The organism is Actinopolymorpha singaporensis (assembly GCF_900104745.1).
GTDB classification, from domain to species: Bacteria; Actinomycetota; Actinomycetes; order Propionibacteriales; family Actinopolymorphaceae; genus Actinopolymorpha; species Actinopolymorpha singaporensis.
The window spans coordinates 4048985-4069354 of the sequence record NZ_LT629732.1 but is presented as its reverse complement, the minus strand read 5'-3'; the positions used below and the strand labels follow the sequence as shown (position 1 = coordinate 4069354).

17 protein-coding genes are annotated in these 20370 nt (G+C 68.0%); 8 read left to right on the top strand and 9 right to left on the bottom strand.

What is annotated here, in order from left to right; all coding sequences use genetic code 11:
* Positions 1–13: 13 nt before the first annotated feature.
* The 9 genes from BLU27_RS18320 to BLU27_RS18280 are packed head-to-tail and all read right to left on the bottom strand — an operon-like array spanning position 14 to position 13166.
* Positions 14–952 carry an SDR family oxidoreductase gene (locus tag BLU27_RS18320; protein ID WP_092654890.1) on the bottom strand — a complete coding sequence of 313 codons (939 nt, stop codon included), beginning with the start codon at positions 950–952 and terminating at the stop codon, positions 14–16.
* Complete coding sequence (locus tag BLU27_RS18315) at positions 949–1857, bottom strand: class I SAM-dependent methyltransferase (RefSeq protein WP_092654889.1); 909 nt, start codon at positions 1855–1857, stop codon at positions 949–951. The genes BLU27_RS18320 and BLU27_RS18315 overlap by 4 nt, the downstream gene beginning before the upstream one ends.
* Entirely contained in the window at positions 1844–2806 is a 963-nt protein-coding gene (locus tag BLU27_RS18310) for a glycosyltransferase family 2 protein (protein ID WP_157728645.1), read from the bottom strand. The genes BLU27_RS18315 and BLU27_RS18310 overlap by 14 nt, the downstream gene beginning before the upstream one ends.
* Positions 2807–2821: 15 nt before the next feature.
* Complete coding sequence (locus BLU27_RS18305; RefSeq protein WP_172804988.1) at positions 2822–7099, bottom strand: O-antigen ligase family protein; 4278 nt, start codon at positions 7097–7099, stop codon at positions 2822–2824.
* A gap of 38 nt (positions 7100–7137) precedes the next feature.
* A complete protein-coding gene (locus tag BLU27_RS18300) occupies positions 7138–8208 on the bottom strand; it encodes a glycosyltransferase family 2 protein (RefSeq protein ID WP_092654886.1) in 1071 nt (356 codons plus the stop codon).
* The gene (locus BLU27_RS18295) at positions 8205–9659 is read right to left on the bottom strand and encodes an oligosaccharide flippase family protein (RefSeq protein WP_092654885.1); all 1455 of its coding nucleotides are present in this window, start codon (positions 9657–9659) and stop codon (positions 8205–8207) included. The genes BLU27_RS18300 and BLU27_RS18295 overlap by 4 nt, the downstream gene beginning before the upstream one ends.
* Positions 9656–11167 carry a GNVR domain-containing protein gene (locus BLU27_RS18290; RefSeq protein ID WP_092654884.1) on the bottom strand — a complete coding sequence of 504 codons (1512 nt, stop codon included), beginning with the start codon at positions 11165–11167 and terminating at the stop codon, positions 9656–9658. The genes BLU27_RS18295 and BLU27_RS18290 overlap by 4 nt, the downstream gene beginning before the upstream one ends.
* The gene (locus BLU27_RS18285) at positions 11164–12126 is read right to left on the bottom strand and encodes a glycosyltransferase family 2 protein (protein ID WP_092654883.1); all 963 of its coding nucleotides are present in this window, start codon (positions 12124–12126) and stop codon (positions 11164–11166) included. Before BLU27_RS18285 ends, BLU27_RS18290 begins: the two co-directional genes overlap by 4 nt.
* Positions 12126–13166 carry a sugar transferase gene (locus tag BLU27_RS18280; protein WP_197681486.1) on the bottom strand — a complete coding sequence of 347 codons (1041 nt, stop codon included), beginning with the start codon at positions 13164–13166 and terminating at the stop codon, positions 12126–12128. The genes BLU27_RS18285 and BLU27_RS18280 overlap by 1 nt, the downstream gene beginning before the upstream one ends.
* Positions 13167–14086: 920 nt before the next feature.
* On the opposite strand from BLU27_RS18280, the gene BLU27_RS30110 reads away from it, so the two are divergent.
* The 8 genes from BLU27_RS30110 (at position 14087) to BLU27_RS18240 (ending at position 20366) form a co-directional block, all read left to right on the top strand.
* Complete coding sequence (locus BLU27_RS30110; RefSeq protein WP_092654881.1) at positions 14087–14767, top strand: DUF6065 family protein; 681 nt, start codon at positions 14087–14089, stop codon at positions 14765–14767.
* Positions 14764–15504 carry a DUF6065 family protein gene (locus BLU27_RS18270; protein WP_092654880.1) on the top strand — a complete coding sequence of 247 codons (741 nt, stop codon included), beginning with the start codon at positions 14764–14766 and terminating at the stop codon, positions 15502–15504. The genes BLU27_RS30110 and BLU27_RS18270 overlap by 4 nt, the downstream gene beginning before the upstream one ends.
* Before the next feature lie 35 nt (positions 15505–15539).
* Complete coding sequence (locus BLU27_RS18265) at positions 15540–15926, top strand: MTH865 family protein (protein WP_092654879.1); 387 nt, start codon at positions 15540–15542, stop codon at positions 15924–15926.
* Between the two features lie 62 nt (positions 15927–15988).
* Positions 15989–16234 carry a hypothetical protein gene (locus BLU27_RS18260; protein WP_157728643.1) on the top strand — a complete coding sequence of 82 codons (246 nt, stop codon included), beginning with the start codon at positions 15989–15991 and terminating at the stop codon, positions 16232–16234.
* Positions 16235–16319: 85 nt separating this feature from the next.
* A complete protein-coding gene (locus BLU27_RS18255) occupies positions 16320–17516 on the top strand; it encodes a polyprenyl synthetase family protein (RefSeq protein ID WP_092654877.1) in 1197 nt (398 codons plus the stop codon).
* Positions 17513–17851, top strand: coding sequence for a hypothetical protein (locus BLU27_RS18250; RefSeq protein WP_092654876.1), 339 nt, complete (start codon positions 17513–17515; stop codon positions 17849–17851). Before BLU27_RS18255 ends, BLU27_RS18250 begins: the two co-directional genes overlap by 4 nt.
* Positions 17852–17919: 68 nt before the next feature.
* Positions 17920–18150 (top strand): hypothetical protein, encoded by a 231-nt coding sequence (locus BLU27_RS18245; protein WP_092654875.1) that lies wholly within the window; start codon positions 17920–17922, stop codon positions 18148–18150.
* Positions 18141–20366: a prenyltransferase/squalene oxidase repeat-containing protein gene (locus tag BLU27_RS18240; protein WP_092654874.1), complete on the top strand. Its 2226-nt coding sequence runs from the start codon at positions 18141–18143 to the stop codon at positions 20364–20366. The genes BLU27_RS18245 and BLU27_RS18240 overlap by 10 nt, the downstream gene beginning before the upstream one ends.
* Positions 20367–20370: the final 4 nt, after the last annotated feature.

Below are 20370 nucleotides of genomic sequence, written 5' to 3'. Positions count from 1 at the left end.
GACGGCGGCTCGGTCAGGCGATTCGAACAGCCGCTACGAGGTCGGCGAAGTTGACGGTGAGGTACTCCTCGAGTGCCTCCGGCCAGGGCCGCATCGTGTTCATGCCCTGCAGGTCGAGTACCAGGTTGCGCATGATCTCCGAGCGCGGGCGTACCGACGGGAACTCCGCGGCGAAGTGCTCAGAGGTGACCGGGACCAGTTCCACGTCGTCACGGCCCAGGACCTCCAGCATCCGAGCCACCACGTCGTAGCGGCTGCCCTCACCACCGCAGGCCATGTGGTACAGGCCGTACAGCTCCGACCCGACCAGGCCGAGGAAGCACTCGGCGAAATCCGGCGCGTAGGTCGGCGTGCCGAGCTTGTCCGTCACCGCGTAGACGCGGGTGGCGCCGTCGCGGAGTTGGTTGATGATGCGCGCCACGAACTTGTGGTCCTTGCGAGGACCTCCTCCGACCATCCAGCCGGCTCGGATCACGTAGTACTCGTCGAGCAGTTCGCGTACCACGAGCTCGCCCTCGTACTTGCTCTTGCCGTAGATGTTCAGCGGGTTGGGCTGGTCGAATTCGGTGTAGGGGGTGAGCTTCTCCCCGTCGAACACACCGGCCGTGCTGATGTACGTCATCGGGATGCCGGCCCGGCGAGCTTCCAGCGCGACGTACTTCGTTGCCACGGTGTTGGTCATGAAGGCGTGGTCGGGGTTGGCGTCGCTCAGCTCCAGCGACGTCTCCGCCGCCAGGTGCAACAGCAGGTCGGGTCGGTGCTCGCGGACAGCGTTCCGCACCGCCAGCCGGTCGCGGACGTCCAGCCAGAGCAGGCGAGGGCCGGCGCTTCCCCACGGGTGAGTGTCGGTCAGGTCAATGTCGGTCGCCACCACGTCGTGGCCCGCGCGGACGAGCGTGGGGACGAGGGCACTGCCGAGCATCCCCGCGCTCCCGGTTGCCAGCATCTTCATCGGATTTCCTCTCGCGGAAGGGCCAGGGTCACCACGACCATCCGGCAGGCCCGTCGGCTGAACGGAACACAGCGCAGAATCGTGCGGTCCATGGACTCAAGGGCGTTCCAGGTGCGGTCGGACAACTCCACGAAGTTCTGCAGCCTGGCCAGCAGCTGGAACGGCTGCCACTGCACATGGCGGAACCAGCGGCGCATGATCGCGAAGTCCTCCTCGCCAAGGGATCGCTCGTCGGGTGTGTGGGTGTGCGGTGGGAACCGCCGGGTCACCAGGCGGGAGTTACGGACCGATCGCACCCACTCGGGCGCGAACAACACCGGCTCGCAGAAGACCGCGACGGCACCGGGTGCGAGGAGACGGCACAGGCTGGCCATCGCCGCATGCCGGTCGAAATGGTGGACCACGTTGTTGCCGATGATCGCGTCGTACCGATCGTGGTCCAGTCCGGCCGCACGCGGGTCGAACCGCTCGACCGGGCAGTGCACGAAGGTGGTCGAGCCCGCCACGTCGTTGACCTTCGCCCGCTTCCTCGCCACCTCGAGAATGCCCGCCGACACGTCGATGCCGACGACCTCGGCTCCCTGCTGCGCGAGCCAGACCGCCAGCGAACCTCCACCGGCGCCCACCTCGAGAATCCGCTTTCCGGCCAACGGGCGAAGCTGGTCGACGGCAGCGGTGAGGTAGTCGACGTGTTCGCGGTTGGGAAAGGGGATTCGTGCCGGGTCGACCCGGTAGTCGTCGTCGGTCCAGGTCGCCAGCAGTTCCCTGGCCATCGCGTCGTACGTCTCGGCCTCGTGGTCGTGCCGGTCCTCGATCATCAGGCCATGGCCGTCGATCCTTCGACCGTGGTCAGAGATGGTGTGGCCGTGGGCGTCGCCACGGTGGGCTTGGTCAGTTCCGGACATCGATCGGCTCCAGGGCGAGTCGGAGGCGGGTTGCGTGTACGCGCATCTGTGAAAGGGCCGACGAACGCCCCGGGGACCGGGTGACCACCGCCAACCCGACGTAGGCCAGGGCTCGTCCGCCGAAGCCGGCGACCTCAAGGCCGCGAAGGACCACACCGGCGGCGTGACCGTGCCGGCGTACGAACCACCGGTTCAGGGCCCGCAGCGCCTCGGGCGAGGCGCGACCCGGGGCTCGCCGCGATGAGGCGCCCATGAAGTGGGTCGCGGTGACGTCGGCCGCGTACCACACGTTCCAGCCGGCGTCTCGGGCGCGCTGGCACAGGTCGACGTCATCCATGTAGACGAAGATCCGCTCGTCCAGCAGCCCGATCTGCTCGATGGCCGAACGCCGGAGCATCATCACCGCGCTGGACACCCAGCCCGGCTGGAAGGCACGGTCGGTGTCCCGCCCGAGATAGATGCCGGCGGCACCCGGCCGGCCGGGAAGCAACCGCTCCAGCCCGAGAAGGTAGTTGGCCAACGTACGCAGGGTGAACGGTTGTCCTGCCGTCCACCGCTGGAAGGTTCCGTCCCCGTAGACGAGCCGCGGACCGACGACGGCACACGTGGGATCGTCGCGCAGGTAGCCGAGCATGCCGTCGATCCCGCCTGGTTCGAGCCGGGCGTCGGTGTTGATCAGCAGGACGTACGGCGACTCCGTGATCCGCAACGCCTGGTTGTTCGCCCGGCAGAACCCTACGTTCTCGTCGTTCGCGACCAGGTCGACCTGCGGCCAGTGACTGCGCAGGTGCTCCGCCGAGCCGTCCGTCGAGCCGTTGTCGACCACCACCACGTGGTTCGTGAGGCCGTGAGGGGTCGCTTCGTAGACGCTGCGCAAGCAGTCGTCCAGCAGGTCGCGGGTGTTCCAGTTGACGACCACTGTCGTGAGGTCCGGCCTGGTACCGGTCACCTGTTCGCGCACCACTCACCGCCAATCGAGGAAGAGAACGTTGTTCTGCGGGTCCGGCTGCAACAGCCAGGGCTTCTTCGCGCCGTGGGGATCGGCGACGTAGACGCTTCGCGTCGTCAATGCGCGACCGACGAACAGCACACCGCCACCGCTCGCCCGCACCACGGGGTTCGCCGCCGGGGCCTGCGCGCGGGAGCTCAGTGCGTGGGGTGCGGGCTGCCCTTCCAGACCACCGACATCGACCCGGAGGATGACGTCGTGACCGTCGCGCTGTCCGACGTAGACGATCCCGCTCCTGTCCGGCAGCCACGCCGGAGATCTACCCGGCAGGCCGTCCGCCGTGACGCCCCGAACGTCGTATCCGGTCGCCGCGTCCATCAGGTAGAGGTCACGCCGTCCGTCTCGCAGCCACGAGAACGCGACCCGGCCCCCGTCGGCGGAGACCGCGGGCAAGGAGTCGTTGACAGCCATCGCCCCGGAGGTGCCGTTGGTGAGGTTCAGCACCGCTCCGGTGCGCAGGTCGATCCGCAACAGGAATGACTCACCGGTGAGCGTTGAGGTGTTGGTGACGATCACCGCCCGGCCGTCCGGGGTGACAACCGGGTCGGCGTTCCCGCGTGCGTCACCGAGGCGGACGCCATCCCGCCAGTCCTCCGTCCAGGGGTCGGTGAGCCGCTTCAGGGTGCCGTCCGCCCTGCGCAGGAAGACCTGATGCCTGGCGGCGAGTCTGCTCTGTGGGCTTGGCGTGCCGGCGCGCAGCGCGGTCGCCAGCGGGCTGGAGTCGTCCAGTGTGACGTGTTCGCGGCGGTGTTCTCCCGGCGGTGGTGCCGGATGCGGCGCTCCTTGGGCCTTCGGCACCGGGACGTCGGCGACGAACACGATCTGCCTGCGGTCAGGGGTCCACCTGGCCTGGATGGGACGCAGGTGCTTCGGCAACGCGAGGGTGGTCCGATGCATCAGATCGGCCGACGCGTCGACGATTTCCTGTCGTCCTTTGGACGTCAGAGTTGTGAGAAGGACCCGGGAGTTCACCTGGTGGCTGCCTATGACCGCACTGCTCGGCGGACGGGGCGACGGACGCCTCCAGTCGAACCAGTTGATCGCCAACGTGGTCGAGCTCACGATGACGTGCGGTTGGCTTCCGTTCGTCCTCAGCGCACAGATGCAGGTCGTGGTTCGGTCCAGGGCGCCGGTGAACGCGACCTTGGAGCCGTCCGGAGAGTAGCGCGGGGTGTAGCCCGACATCTCCGGTATGGCGCACGGCGTGGCAGGCGAACGCAGTACGCAGTTGCGTCCGGCCGTGAGCACTCGTTCCGCACCCCCCGTCCAGCGGTTGAAGGTCACGATCCGGAAGTCCTGCGTCTTGCCCTTGAGCTTCTGCTCGTCCTGCGGAGTGGCCGGGCCACGGTAGGAGGCGGTGACGATTCGGTTGCCGTCAGGTGAGACGTCCGGGTCGGTGTCGAAGTGGTCGCCATGGGTGGTGAGCGGCACCCGATGGGTACCGTCCACGTTGATCGTCGTGATCGAAGCGTTCCGCGGGCCGGCGGCGACGAAGGCGATCTGCTTGCCGCCGGGGACGAGCGCTGGATCGGAGTCGCCGGAACCCAGCGGTCGGGTCACCCCACTGAGGTTGCGGCTCAGGCCCGTACGCAGGTCCATTCGGAAGATCCCGTAGTTGGGGAACCACGGGGTGACCGCGACGAACGTGAGGTACGTGCCGGTGTTGTCGACGGCGGGCTGGCCCACCGCGTACTCGAACGACTGGATCAGCCGGCGGCCGGAGCCGTCCGGGTTCATCAGCTCGATGCGTTCGGCCGATCCCCGGCCGCCGCGGCGCGCGGTGTAGACGATCTTCGTTCCACCGAACGCCCAGCGGGGCCAGCTGTAGGTACGCCCGTCGGCCGGGCTGATCCTCCTCACACCGGACCCGTCCGCGTTGGCGGTGAAGATCGCGTCCTCACCGGTGGCGCGGATCTGAGCCCCGAACACCAGACGGACAGCGGAGCCGGTGTCGCCCGCAGCCATCAGCGGGCCGGCCGTCACAAGGCCTCCGAACCCGATGACCGGGACCAGCCCGAGCGTGGCCATCCTCCGGGCGAAGGCCGGCCGCCGCCGCGCGGCTCGCAGCGAGGCCAGCCGTTCGCGTACCGCACGAGCATTCGGCCCCCGCCGGCATGCTCTCGCGATCCGGTTCATCCGCCACGACCAACGCATCACAGGAGCCGGTCCGCTCCCGCGCAGGATGCCCGGCCAGAACTTTCTCGCGGCGTTCGCCGTTGCTTCGCCGCGCGGCGGCGAAAGGTGCCTACCGCCGGCCGGTGCGGCGTGGCTCACGCTGGCCGGCCCCGGCCGCCGCCCCCGCGGCGCCGGCGGCGCGATCCGCAGACAGGCGACCACCAGGCCGGCGAGCAGCCAGTACACCGCCAAGGGCGTGTCCTGTCGTAGGGAGAAGCCGAGCAGCTCCTCGACCATCAGGAAACCCATCGCGCCGGCGACGCCGAGCCCCACCCCTGCGGCCAGCCGGTCGGCGGAGCGGGCCAGCCGGATCGCGGCCGCCATCAGGGCCACCCCGAGCACCGAGATGGCCACCAGACCGAGAAACCCGCACTCGGCCAGGTAGAGCAGGTACAGGTTGTGCACCGGATTGTTGAAGAAGATCACCCGGTACGGCTCGTACTTCGGCATCACCAGCTCGAAGTTGTTCAGCCCGACACCGAGCTCCCAGTGGTCGTGGATCATCGCCAGCGCGATGTCGTTCAGCTGGAACCGGGACCTCAACTCCAGGTAGAAGTGCGAAGTGCCGAAGTTCTCCGAGTACTTCGTCGCCAGCTCGGGAAAGAACGCGACCATTCCGACGATCGCCGCGAGGCAGAGCCGGCCGACCGCCCGCCACCCGACCCGGCCCCGCGCGACACCCGCGACCAGCATCGCCAGCGCGGCGGCCAGGGCGGCGACCAGCGACGCCCGGGTGTGCGCCAGGTAGAGCGGGAAGAAGCAGCACAGGATCAGGACGCAGGCGGCGATCTTGGCCAGCGACCTCTTCAGCTCGATCGCGAGCCCCTGGGCGACCAGTGCCAGCGAACCCATCACCGCACCCATGAAGACCGGGTGGATGATCGTGCCGAAAGGTCTGCCGAGATCTCCCTGGTCGGTGACGCGCTGGGTGAGGTGGGTGGGTACGCCGAGGAACGACAGCCCGAGCACTCCCCCGGTCTTCCACTGCAGTACGACCACGACCAGCTCGAGCATCACGAACACGGCCAGCCCGCCGAGGACCGCCCACACGTGGCGCCGGGTCCGGACTCGCACTGCCAGGTAGAAGTAGAGGAGGTACATCCACGTCATCCGGAACAGCTCCGCGGCGCTGTGCTCCACGCTGGGGGCGACCAGCAGACTTGGCAGCAGGAGAAGTGCGCACGCAGGTGGCAGCCAGATGATCGGCCGCCGGATCGCCTCCTTCACGTCGGCGACCAGCCTGCCCTCCCACGCCCACAGGCCGTAGAGGACGAGCAGCATGGCGTCGAAGGTCGTCACGTAGACCGAGATCGCCCCACCGGACAGTTCCAGGTCCTGGGTGCTGAACGACTTGTGCAGCATGACGGCCAGGGAGCAGGTGGCGGCGAAGGTGAAGAACACCGACCGGTCCCGCACGTAGACCATCAGGGCACCCACGACGATGGCACCCGCCAGGGCCAGGATGCCCTTCTTTCCCAGAGTTCCGAGCACGAACGAGAGCATCGCGATGCCGACCACGATCGCGCCGACACCGATCGCCGACACCACTCTCGACGGCCGTCGCTCGACCACGGTCGTACGCCGACGCGAGGCCGCTCGCGCCGGAACGTCCGACGGCTCGGCGGTGAGCAGGTCACGGATCAGTGGCCAGAGCAGCCATACCGCCGCGGCGAGCACGCAGCCGCCGGCGAGCCCGATCACCCCCTTCGAGCCGAAGGAGGCCATGACGTACGCCAGTCCCGCGCAAACCACCGCGACGGCGACCGAACCCGACACGCGCAACCATCGCGGCACGTCCGCGGCCCTGGCACGCCACCGCCGTGGTTGGACCCGGTCCACGGCCTCCCGCAGCGGCGGGACAAGGTCCGCGCGCAGGCCGTAGGCGACCACGCCAAGGGTGATCCCCCCGGCCAACACGTACACCGCGGTCATGCCCAGTGGTGCCAGCGCCAGCGCCCCCAGACCCGCCACCAGCCCGCAGGCGACCACGAGCAGGCCCTCGTGACCGCGTCGACCACCGTGCGGCGGCGGTGGCCCACCGGAAGACCGGACGCGCATTTTCGGCGGTCCGGCCGACCGCGGCGGCAGGGCCAGGCTCATCCCGGCGTTCCAACGGGTGTCGGCCCGGCCGCCGGCCAGGTCGGAACCACCGCGGGCCGGCGCGGCAGCGAGGTGTGGTAGCCGCGCTCGGTGTGGAAGAGGAGCACTTTCCAGTACAGCCACTCCGCGAGGGCGTTGCGTTCCTGCAACCCGGCCAGCCAGGCCCGCAGCGGCGGCACGGTGAGCCGGTTGAACAACGCGTTGCGTACGCCCATCCGCAGCATGCCGCGCGGCGAGGCGTTGCGCGAGAACACGCCGTACCGTTCGAGCAGGTCCGGTTCCGGGATGAGCACCTCCAGGTCGCGCAGCCCGCGGCCGACGCTCTCCTGCAGCCGGCAGGCGCTCAGCAGGTCGTGCGGGTGGTAGTGCTCCCCCCAGGCCCTGGGTTCGTAGACGATCTCGTAACCGGCCCGGGTCCAGCGGTAGCCGAGCTCGATGTCCTCGTGGCCGATGTTCGCCCAGTCCTCGTGGAACACGAGGTTCCGCTGGAGCATCACCCGGCGAGGCAGGCTGAGGTTCATCGACCAGTGGTAGCGGTAGGACACCGTCTTCCCGGCGCGGTCGGCGATCTCCCAGTAGGAGAAGGGCCGGTACCAGTCGGTGAACGGGTTGGGCGGCATCTGCGGGGACTGTTCGACGTGTCCCAGCACGGCAATCGGCGCGTCGTGGCGGGCGTGCATCTCCACATGGCGCCGGACCATGTCCGGGCGGACCCACACGTCGTCGTTCATCCACAGGACGAGGTCGCCGGACGCCTGACGCAAGGCCTGGTTGCGTTTGACCGCAGGCAACCGTTCCTCGCTGCTGACCAGCCGGATCGTCAAGGGCGAATTGGCAGCCAGCCGGCGCACCATGTCCGGAGTGCCGTCAGTGGAGTTGTCCGCGACCAGCACCTCCATCTGCTCGGCCGGATAGTCCTGTGCGATGAAGTGCCGCAGCGTGGTCTCCACCACGTCACAGCGGTTGTACGTCGGCAGGATCACCGACACGGTCGTGCCACGCGACGCACCCACCCCGTCGGCGCCTCCGTCGGTGGCGGCTTCGTCGGCGGCCAGGGGGTCACTCATGCCAACACCTCTCGCAACGCGTGTGGTACCCGCAACACGAACAGCGCAGCCACGTAGGTGACCAACGCGAGGATCATCACCAGCGGCCAGGGGGCGAACATCCCCCCGCTCACGTGCAGCCAGGTCACCGATCCGGAGATCAGCAGGGCTACCGCCGCGGCCGTCAGCACACGCGACAGTCCACGCACCTCCAGCCCGATGCCGAGGTGGCGCCGTACGCAGTAGGCGGAGGCCGCCGTCACGAAAACGGCGATCCCCACGGCGGCGCTGCCGGCCCCGACGAGTCCGAACCGGCTGATCAGTCCCACGCACAGCACCGGCGCCACCACCAACGCCAGCGCGTTGTAGTGCAGGGTGATCCGCTGACAGCCGCCGACCAGCAGGGCAAGCGACTGCCACACGGCGAGCACGAGGAACACCATGGCGACCGACAGCAACACCAGCGGCACGGCGGCTCGGGCGTATCCCGATCCGTACACCTGACGGACCATCGGGCCGGCGGCGAAGACCAGCACCACGGGCACGATCGCGGTGACTGCCAGCAGTGCCTCGCCGCCCCTGCGGTACAGGTCCAGGAACCGTGCGCGCTCCTGTTGTCCGTACGCCCGAGACAGCAGCGGGAACATCACGTTGATGAACAACGCGGTGGTGAGGAAGTAGTACTCGACCGGTTGGGCAGCCGACCCGTAGAGACCGACTTCCCGCGAGGGCCGCATCACCGCCAAGGTGAGGCTGTCCAGTTTCCGGTAGAGCACGGCCAGCAGGAGCGCCGGGGCGATCGGCAGCGACTCGCGCATCAGCATCCGAACGAGCCCGCGGGAGAACCGGGCCTGCAGCCCGTACCCACGCGCCAGTCCGTACGCCACCACGGCACCCAGCGCCGAGCCCACCGCCGGCGGCAGGCACAACCACGCCACGCCGGCGTTCACCGCCACCAGAGCCAGAATCGCGGCGGTCTCCAGCACCTCGGCGCCGGTGCGGACGAACGCCTCCAACTGCTGCACGAGCCGGACCTGGAAACACACGACGACCGCGGCGAGCACCGCCTCGGACAGGAAGACCAGTGAGGCCACGGCGGCCGCCGCCAACGTGCCCGGCGGTTGCCGCATCACCAGGAGTACCGCCTGGGTCACCACGATGCCGGCCAGTGCCAACCCCAGGCGTAGCGCGATGATCGTGCCCACGACGTCGTTCTCGTCTGTCCTTGCGGCCGAGATCTCTCGCACCGCCACCTTCGGCAGGCCGAAGTCCGCAACCAGGCCGACGATGGTCGTCACCGTCAGCACCAGGACGTAGACGCCGTACTCCCCCGGCGCGAGGTGCCGCACGATCGCGAGGGTGGACACGACGTTGAGAAGCAGGTGGAGGACCTTCGCGGCCAGCTGCGTCGTCGTACTCACGAGGACCTTGCGGCTGACGGTCGACTCGACCGACGGCACAGCGGAACTCATGCGCCACCCCTGTTGTCGACCGGGCTCGGGCGCTGCGAGCTGCCGTTCACCAGGGTCTCGTGGGAACCCGCGCGCGGGTGCCCGTTGAGGCTCGGCGCCGGCTCGGGGATGTCGCTCAGGTCACCGTGCTCACCGCCGGACAGCTCCGCCGACAGTTCCCGGGTCGCCTGCCGGTCCGGATCCTCCAGGGAACCGGGTTCCGGTAGGTTCGGGTCCTGCCGCCGCCGCGCCCGCCAGGTCAGGGCGCCACCGGCGAGCCCGCCGAGCAGCAGCCCGATGGCGAGGTAGAGGTATCGCTTGGGCGCCACGGGGTACGCAGGGACACCGGCCCGGTCGATCCGCGTCAGCTCCGACTCGCTGACGGCGACCTCCGTCTGCGCCTTCTGCAGCTGCTGGGTCAGCGCGGTCTGGTTACCCTTGGCCAGGTCGACATCCTGCAGCAGTTCGGCGAGGCGTGCCTGCTGGGCGTTCAGGTCGGTCGGCGGAGCGTCGGCGATCTGCAGTTCGAGCTGGCTCTGCCGTGCCTGCAACCCCTTGACCTTCGACTTCAGCACCGCCTTCTGGGACTGCAGCGAGCTGTAGACGGGGTTGGCCTCCTTCGTGGTGACCGAGGTGCCCGACCGTCCGGTGGTGATCTGCTGGTCACTGGTGGCAGTGGAGGCCGTCGCTGCGATGGACGCCTCCACCGAGGCCAGCTGGGCCTGGTTGTCCGCGAGGTCGGCCTTGACGTTGCGCAGGTCGGCCTGCAGCGTGTCGGAGGACTTCGCGTCCAGAACCTGCTGGGCGTCGGCGGCCGAGATGCCGTGATCCGTCTCGTACTTCGCCACCGCGGCACTCCTGGAGGTGACGTCCGCAGATGCGAGATCAACCTGTTTCTGCAGGGCTTTCACGTACGCCTGCGCTGTCGTCCGGAACCGCTCGGCGCTCACCGACACCAACTCGTCGGCAAGGGCGTTGGTCACCTGCATCGCCTCTACGCCGGTCCTGCCGGAGCCCGAGACCTCCAGGACGTACGATCCGGGCTGGCCGGCGGCGGCGCCCGAGGTCGCGCCGAGTTGTTCGGCGTCGGCACCGCTGACGACGTCTGCGATCGCCTTCTCCCGGCGGTCCACCCCGGCGCAGTACCCGTAGGTGATGAAGGCCCGCGTGCACTTGTAGGTCAGGGCAGCCGCCTTCTCCAGGGCGTGGATCGGGCCGTGCCCGGTGTCGGGTGCGTCCAGGCGCAGCCTGTCCACCACCGCGATCGCGACGGTGCGGCTGGTGGCCACTCCTGCATAGGTCTGGGCCAGCGCCTGTGAGAGGGTCGCGTCGGTCAGGGTCGGCTGCTGTCGCGACGGGTCGGTCCCTGTGCTGTTCAGGAACGTCACGTCATGGGCGTGGATGAGCAGCCGGGTCTTCGAGGTGTACTGCTTACTGACCAGGAACGAACCAGCGAAGGCCAGGACGGCGCTGAGCAGCGCGACGAACGGGATCTGCCAGTAGGGCCGGATGGCCCGCAGAGTCGTCATGGAACCAACCGCCTTCTCTCAGCAGTCTCGGGACGACGGTCGGTCGACCTGGCTGGTGCACTCAGCCGTGAGCGCGCAAGGAGTGCCGCAGCCCGCCCCGCCAGCAGCGTTCCCGCCACCCAGCGCAGCGGGTTCCACACCTGCGGGGCGTGGTGTTTGCACCAGTAGCGATAGGCACCCCGATGAAACGACCTGATGGTCAGGGAGTTCCAGCCGAACCCCCTCGAGCCGCCCTCGTGGTGCACCACGACGGCCGATGGAACGCACCACACCTTGTACCCGGCGTCCTTGATCCGGCGGCACCAGTCCGCGTCCTCCCAGAACAGGAAGAAGCCCTCGTCCAGTCCCCCGACCTCGTCGATGACGCACCGCGGTAGGAGCATGGCCGCTCCGGACACCCAGTCGACCTCGAACGGGGTCGCACCGGTGTGCCGCCGCTCGGAGAGGTACCTGGCCGACCACCTGTTGTTCGGCATCAGGCGGGTCAGCGGAGACCTGCGCCCGAACAGGCCTGCCGCCGCCGCCGGAAAGGCGCGCGCGGTCAGCTGGTCGCGTCCGTCGCCGTACACCAGCCGAGGTGCCACCACGCCGGCGTCCGTGTGCAGCTCCGCGAATTCCAGCAACGTCTGCAGGGTGCCCTCTTCGACCACCGTGTCAGGGTTGAGCACGAAGACATATCGCGAGTTGCCGACACGGAGTCCTCGGTTCACGGCGCGTGCGAAGCCGGCGTTGTAACCCATCCGGACCACCTGGGCCGATGCGCAGTGGTCGGCCACCAGTTCGCTCGTTCCGTCGTCCGACGCGTTGTCGACGACTGTCGTCGAGCTGACCGACGTGCTCGCCCGTAGGCTGTCCAAGCAGGCCAGGATGTGCGCGCTGCTGCGGTAAGTACAGATCACCACGTCGATGCCGGAGGCTTTCCGATGCGCGAAGTCACCGTCCGGGACGTCCGCCGCCATCAGAAGGCCCCACGTCCGAGCAGGACGACGATGACGGTGCGCCAGAGAATCCTCAGGTCCAGCATGAGCGTCTGCTGCGCCACGTAGCGCATGTCCAGGGTCAGGCGCTCACGGATCGTCAGGAAGCTGCGGCCGGCCACCTGTGCCAAGCCGGTAAGCCCGGCTTTGGTGAACAGGCAGGCCAACTCCTCCGGACGGTAGAAGACCACGAGTTCCGGAAGGTCGGGACGCGGCCCCACCAGGCTCATTTCTCCGCGTAACACGTTGAACAGGTTGGGGAGCTCGTCGAGAGTCGTCCGGCGCAACCAGCGGCCAACCCTGGTGTTGCGCGGATCATCTGCCAGTTTGTAATACGTGTTGTCCCGGCGGTCCTCACTCAAGTGGTATCGATAGAGCTCCGGAAACCGCTCTCGGGCATCAACGTACATGGTGCGGAACTTGAAGAAGGTGAACACGCGGCCACCCCGGGTCACCCGGGTCTGCCGAAATATGGCCGGACCGGGTGAGTCAAGTCGGATCAGAATCGCCAGTGCGATCATGATCGGCGCACTGACCAGCAGCAGAATTGCTGCACCGACCAGATCGATGAGCCGCTTGGAAATGGCGTACGCACGGCCGCGGTTCGGCAGATACACGTAGGGCGCGTCGGCCAGTCGGCGATCCAGATAGGCAGCCAGAGACTCACCGGAGCTTCTGCTCGGAATTGTCTCTTCGGCAGCGCGAGGCGCTTCTCGGTACGCTTGCCCACTGACCAACGGGCCCAGCTCGTCCCCGACACGGCTCCTTCCGGACCCTGCGTGCACCGCACCACTGCCACTTGTCGGCGTCACCCACCCCGATCTCCCGGGCAGTTCGGTAAGCACATCGATGCGCCCGAACCCCATCGACCGTCGTGAAAGCGCGACCTCTCGTAATGACGCGAATTGGCCCGCCTCGAAGGTCGATCCGCCGACTGCACCGTGAAACCCCATTACCCAACGCGCGCCGACGACAGCACCGTTTTCGCCCACGCCCGCGTTGGGCATGGATTCCTCAGCCATTCCCGTCCTCCCGTGGCTCCCGGCCCGAGAGGAATTGTTTGAGTGTCGGCATCCTGTGGTTGAGCGCGCTCTGCGCCGAGCCATGGGAACACCGGCGGCTCACGTCCAGCGCAGGCAGGCATGTAGAGCTTTCGCCAGGCAACGTCCATCCCCCCCGGATGAAGCAGCCATCCGCGAGCCGACCATCCCGGCCGCGGCGAACTGGCTGTGACGGAACTTTGATCCCAATGTCGACCGCTGTCAAGAACGTCAATAAGTTTCTCGTGAGGCCTCGTCGACGAAACCCGGCAGGCTGCCCTCGCCACCTGGGGGTGGGTATCCGAGGGCGCCGGCCATGTCGCACGTGCCGGCCGGCTTCCGTCGCCAGGACCGCCGCGGCCCGCAGTCCCATCATGTCAACCTGGGATTGACGCTCCTCGCCGGCACTGACAGCCGCGACCGCAAGGTTCAGCCCTGCGCCGCGGTGGCGCGTCCGCACCCAGGAGTTGGGTGGCAGCTCCCCCTGCCGACCGGAGAGAGTTCCCTGTTCGATCCGGGAACCGACGAGCTCGGTACGGGCACCGGCGCGGCAGGAAGCCTCCGCGGCTCCCGGCGAGCTCTGGCGAGGTCCGGTCCACGACCGGTTCGAGAAAGATCGCGAAGACTATGACGAAGTCTGCGCCGATCGCTACTCTGTCAGCTATCGCTGCGCGGTGGGACGTGGAGGGGGTAGCCGTGTGGACCACGCGAGGTAGCAACATCCAGAGCCTGTGTTTACGCTTCCTTTACGGCGGATCGTCGACGGCCCGAAGCACTGTCGGGGCCTACGTACTGCATCCAGGCTGATCTCGGCCCCCACCCTGCACACCTAGCTCTCCCACACTCGGTGGGCGGGCCCTGCTTCGCTCGCGCAGTTCCGATGTGATCGCGAGGAACCGTTCGTGGGGAACATCACCCTGTACATCACTACCCTGTCCGACGATCTGCTGCCCGAGCCTGCGTCGCCCAAACGGTCCTGGTGGGGCGAAGACCTCGCAACGGCGGGTCACGCGCACCACTGCCTTCCGCTGACGATGGCGAACTCCCTCGGGTACGTGGTGCGTTCTCCGGGCGCCTTCCGGGTGACATGGGACGGTGACGTCGACACCCACGTAACCGTTGACGACGTCGACGACTGCGTTGTGGACAACCACTCGGCCGGAGGCTCCTTCACGATCCAGCCGGGCTTCGTTCCGCGTACCACCGACGAAGGTGACTTCCTCATGGTGCGGCCTGTCCCGAACGTGCGCTGCCCCTGGTTCGTCGCCATGGAAGCGCTCATCGAGGCATGGTGGCAGCCGGGGGAGTTCGGGCTCGTGTGCCTGATGACCAGAGCCGGTAGCTTCGCGGTCCGGCGAGGGGATCCGCTGGCCCAGATGTGCGTGTACCGAGCCGAGGGGGGCTCGGCTCGCCTCGACATACGGCCAGGTCTGCCGGCCGAAACCGAGGCTTGGCGAGCGCGCCGCCACCGCCCGGACTACCGCAAGGATCTCGACTACCTGATGGGTCGTCATCCGGACGGCACACCGGAACCAACGCATCGTCGAAACTGGAAGCACGTCAGAGCGGAGCCAACACCGTGAGGCTCTACGCCTACGCCCTGCAGCCTCCCTACGTCCCGATCACGCCCGCACCCATCCGGCGTGCCTGGATGGACGCGACCCCGGCCGGCCACGCCAACCGCTGCTTGCCCCTCCTCATCGCGAACCAGAGTGGATGGATCGTTGTACACCGCGGGCGTACTCGCGCGACCTGGGAGGACGGTGACCGGCCAGGCGACGTACGCATCGAGTTCGAAGGTGGCGGGGAGGCGCCGACCTCCCACTTCGGGCACGGCATCATCACATGGCGCGTTCCTTACCTCTTCCGCACTCCGCCAGGCTGGAACGTCCTCATGCGTGGCCCCGCCAACGCCCCGAAGGACGGCGCCACCTCCCTCGAGGGCGTCATCGAGACCGACTGGGCTGTCGCACCGGCGTTCCATTCCTGGAAACTCACCCGGCGCGGTCACCCGGTGGTCTGGGAGGACGGCGAACCCATCTGCATGATCGTCCCCCAACGTCGTGGCGAACTGGAGGAGTGGGAGCCGCGGGTCCGTGACATCTTCGACGAGCCCGAACTCTCACAGGAGTACGGCACCTTCTCGGACAGTCGAACCGAGTTCAACGCGACCAGGCCCCGGGAATGGCAGAAGGACTACTTCCGCGGCCGCTCCCCCGGAGCAGCCGCGGCACCGCCTGGCGAGCACCAGACCAGGCTGCATCTGAGGGATTTCGAAGACTCTGAGCAGACCGAATGCTCAGTACGGCCGACGATCTGACCTCGCGGCCGACGACAACAGAACAGGAGGACGTCATGGCCCCAGCTCCACAGGGATACCAGGAGGTCCAGCGCTATGCCGACCAGGTCTCCGAGCGGACCGACTACCCGATCCGCAACGTGCGAGATCTGGTAGGCGCCCTCGGAGACGAGGACACCGAGGTTCAGCACCGAGGCCGACGGATCAAGCTGGGACAGCTGCGGCGCATGCTGCCCGAGTCCTTCTTCCCGGTCGAGTCGCGCGAGGACCTCATCGCAAAGCTGGGTCACCTGGAAGTACGTAGCCAGCAAGGTGCCGGCGGGCACGAGGCCGGCGAGCAGCGCGACCGCCCGGCCGACGACGCCGGCGATCCTCCGAGCGCAGAACACGTCGGCCGGCCGGGGGGCTTCCCTGGGCTCCGCGGACACGGCAAGCGCCAGTAGGCAGCGCCCGCACTCGACAACGACTGATCGGCGTACCTGTCAGGAAGGAGACTCACGTGTGGGTGCTTGTGCTAGATGCGGTCACCGGCAGAGTCATTACGAACGCAAGTTTCAGCATCGCCTACTACAACCGTGGTGACGGGAACTACTACGTCTACTTCAGCTCGTACAACCAGGCCTTCACCTGCTCAGCGCCTGGGCACTACACGCTGTGGGGCAACGACGACACCTACGCGTCGATGACTGTGTGGCTGACCCCTCAGCCCACGACCCCGCCGCCTCCCCCGCCTCCCAACTGCTGGTCGTGACCACTCTCGGGACCACCGGGCGCGGCGCATCACACCCGTGACGAGCCCACACCGACGGGCTCCCGACTGGAATCAATGGACGGACATGGACTGGACCTGGGCTTCAGCCGCACACGCCAAGTACGTCCCGGTGCTGCGTACGATCAGCGAGCGGTTGAGCGCCGAGGTCGAGAAGTGTCCGCAGGAAGGCGCTCTGCGAGAGTTCGTCCGGAGGGGCAAAGGGCTACGGCCGCTCATGGTCGTCCTCGCCGCGAATGCGGTGGGCGGCGACGATGCGGCGGCCGTCGCTCCCGCCGTTTCTGTCGAGCTCCTCCACGCGGCGTCACTCATCCACGACGACATCATCGACCGTTCTCCGTTTCGGCGGGGCCTGCCGGCTGTGCATGTGACGGCGGGCGCGGCCACCGCGCTCGTCGTCGGGGACTGGCTGCTTGTCCGGGCCTTCGGCGTCCTGGCCGGGCCGGACGGGATCTCCGGCGCGGCTCCTGCGCCGACCGGCACACGTTCACGACAGGTCCGGCTGCTCGCGGACTTCGCGGCCGCATGCTGTACCGGACAGTTACGGGAGTCCGGCGCCCGCACCGCGAACCGATCACTCGACCACAGGTCCTACTACCAGGAGACAGCGGCGAAGACCGGTGCTCCGTTCGCTGCCGCTGCGGCCCTGGGCGCGGTGGCCGGCGGGGCCGAGGACCACGTGGTCGATGTGCTCACCCGTTTCGGATACGCCCTTGGAGTGGCCTACCAGGCGGCCGATGACCTCGTCGACGGTCTCCCCGAGGGACAGTTGCTCACTCCACGGGGGCTGCGCAGTGTCGGGGAACACCATCTGGCCCTGGCGCGGGACGCACTCGAAGAGCTCAGCGGACTGATCGAGGTGGGCGAGCTCGCCGGCTTCGCCGCCCACGTCGCGCACACTTTCATTCGTTCTGCCAACAAGGAGGTTTTGATGATCGAGCCCACGTTGGAGGAGGAGATCCGAGGGCTGCTCGAACTGGCCCGCGGTCGGAACCTGCAGTACCCCATCGCGGAGAAGCAGCAGTTCGTGGATGCCATGACGGCGAGTGGCGGCGAGGTCGTCTTCCGCGGCGAGTCCTTCGACACCGAGTTCGCCGCACGCCTCATTCCGGACTTCTTCTTCCCCCTTGATTCCGAGGCCGACCTGCTGGAGAAGACGAAGGACCTGCTCGTGGCCCGTGGGATGCGTCCACTCGCCGACCTGGATGTCGCCGTGTCGGACTCGGTGTACCCGGCCAGTGGTGACAGGAGGGCCGAGGGGTGAGGCCGGCGAACCCGGCCGAGATCATCTCGGGGATCGAACACGGTCTGGCGCACCGCTCCGGTACAGGCGCGCTGACCCGTGAGGCAGTGGAGGCCCTCGACGTCGTTCAGCATGCCTTGGCCTACTGCGACCCTGCGGGCGGCATGGAATCGTGGCGGAACGCGCTGCGTTCGGGCGCGCTGTCCGATGTCGCCCGCACGGCGGTGACGCAGATGGTTCACGATCTGAACGCCGCGATCGAGCGGGGCGAGGAGGACCGCGTCACCGGCGTCTGCGACTGTCTGCAGGTTCTGTTCCCGGACGAGGCGGGAACAACGCGCGGGACGGCCGAGTGAGCCGGGCCGAATCGCCCTGGCCCCCGAGTCGAGCCTTCCGACAGCCACTGAGATCGTTCGACGACCTCGTGGCGGTGCTCGGATCCGACGGGCAACTCACCATCCGAGGCAGAAAGTTGCTTGTCGGCGACTGTCGGGAGCTGGTGCCCTTGTACTACTTTCCCGTCGTCTCCGAAGCTGACCTGACGGCGAAGCTCGCGGACCTCGCGGGGGCGGGGGAAGACGTGGACGGTTCGGCCTTCGACCGTTGGGTCCGGCACGTGGATCCAGCCGACGTCGAGGATGGTGGATGGTCGTGACCGGCACCTGCTCACCTCACCCTGACGGATCCAGGTGCGCCGGTGCGGAGCGATACCGCGGAGTTCTGGGCCATGACCACTGGCTTGCCTACGTCCGTACGACACTGACGGCTGCGGGCTTCCGGGCCGATGGTCCGACACTGCGGCGAAACGTCGAGTCGTTCCGTACCGAGGGACTGCAACTGCGCGACCAGGTGTTCGCGGAACGACTTCGGGCGTCCTTCGGCATACCTGGGTTCGAGGCCGCTCGCTCTGACGCATACCTGTGGTCGCGCCTTCCGCTGATGTTGGGACTGGGTGCTGCGCAGGCCCGCGCCCTCGAAGCTGGTGCGCACGGCCTGGCCCCGCGCGCTGTGGTTCTGGGTGCGGCGTTCAACACCGCCATCTCGTTGCTGGACTACCTCGTCGATGACATGGGTTCCGTCGGCCCGGCCGCCGACGCTCTCGATCCCACGTTGCTGGCAGGCCTCTTCACCTCGGAGGAGACAGCGCGCTCCTGCATCGCGCACGCACATCGCGCCATCGGCAACCCGTTGCTGGCAGTCGTGATGGGACTCGTCGGAGTTTGCGCGGAGGAAGGTTGGTCGCTCGTCGGTGCCGGCGGGACGAGTTCGACGTGGCACAGCCTCGGAGCCACCGTCGGGGAACTGCTTCGTGCCGAACTAGTCTCGGCCGGCGGCGCCAAAGCCGACCCGGACGAGTTCGCGGAGGCAGTGCGGTGGAAGTCGGTCGGCCCCACATGGGCACTGTGGCAGTGTGCGGAGCTGGCACGGGAAGCCCTTGGCCTCCCAGCGTGTTCGAAGATCGAGGAGGACGTCACCGCGCTCGGCGAACTGTTCTGGCTCACCGACGACCTTGTGGACCTCGTCCAGGACGATCGCTGCGGGTTCCCAAACGTGTTCCTTCACCGTCTGTACGCGCTCTTGGACCAGGGATCCGCAAGTCAGGGCGGCGATCAGGACCTCTACGTCGTGGGTGCCGAGGCGGCCGACAAGGTGGTTTCGACGCTTGGCCGAATCTCGTCGACCCCGCTGCGACGTTTCGGACGGATGGTCGTGGGTGCCTGGACGGGCTGGAGCGCCGGCGAGGCAGCCGACGGATCGACCGCTGACCCGGCGAACGGGAGCATGTCGAGGGGCCCAACCGCCGCGCGGAGAACGGATGACCGGTTGCGCAGCGCCGTGGCGGCGACCGGTGCAATTCTCCGCTCGGCCGACGCGGACTATTCCGAAGCGGCGCATCACCTCCGGTTTCCCCGGCTGACCAACGACGGCGTCCGGTACGAGGAGCACCCTGCGGTGCTGTCCTTTCGCGCGGTCGCCGTGGACGCGCTGTTCGACGCGCGCGATGCCGGCCTACCTGTTCCCGCCACTCACCTGGCCACTGACATGGTGCAGATACTTCGAGCGAAGCACCGATCAGTCCGAGGTGGCTGGAACTACATCGCGGATGTGGAGGAGCTGCCACCTGACCTCGACGACCTGGGCCAGGTCCTCCAGGTTCTCTCGCGGTACGGCGATCCGGCCCTGGCGGCCAGCTGTGAGGAGGGTGCCCGTCTGGCTTCCGACCAACAGGAACCCGACGGTGGGATCAACACCTGGATCATCGACCCGCGTGGCTCCTCCCCGGCCGATCTGGCAGTGCGGGCGTACCTTCCGGTCATGGGCGGGTGGGGCGTACACAGCGAGGTTGTGGCCAACTTCGCCGCCGGTCTGCTCCGCTACGACCGGGTGCGATTCGCCGTACCTCTGCGGAAGATCGCGCACTACCTGGCCGGCGCACAGGAGGCGGACGGCAGTTGGACCAGCAAGTGGTACGCCGGCCCCTACTACGGCACCTTCCGCGCGGTTTCCGTGCTCGCCGAACTCCTGCCTGGTCACGAGGCGATCGCGCACGCGCGCCGATTCCTGTACGCACGACAGAATCCGGACGGCTCCTGGGGCGAGGGCCAACCCGACCCCTTGGACACTGCGCTTGCCCTGCTGGGAATTCTCGAATCGGGGAGTGCCAAGGACTCTGAGGCACCGGTGAACCGCGGGTTGGACGCACTTGTCCGTAGCCAGGCGGCCGACGGTACTTGGGACCCGCGGCCCTGGATCGTTTTCCCGACGGTCGACGGACCCGTCACCTATGGAAGCAGGACCATGACGACAGCCTTCGCGCTGAAAGCCCTGGTGGCAGCGGACAGGCTCGTCCACTCGGCACCGACGCGGTAACGGT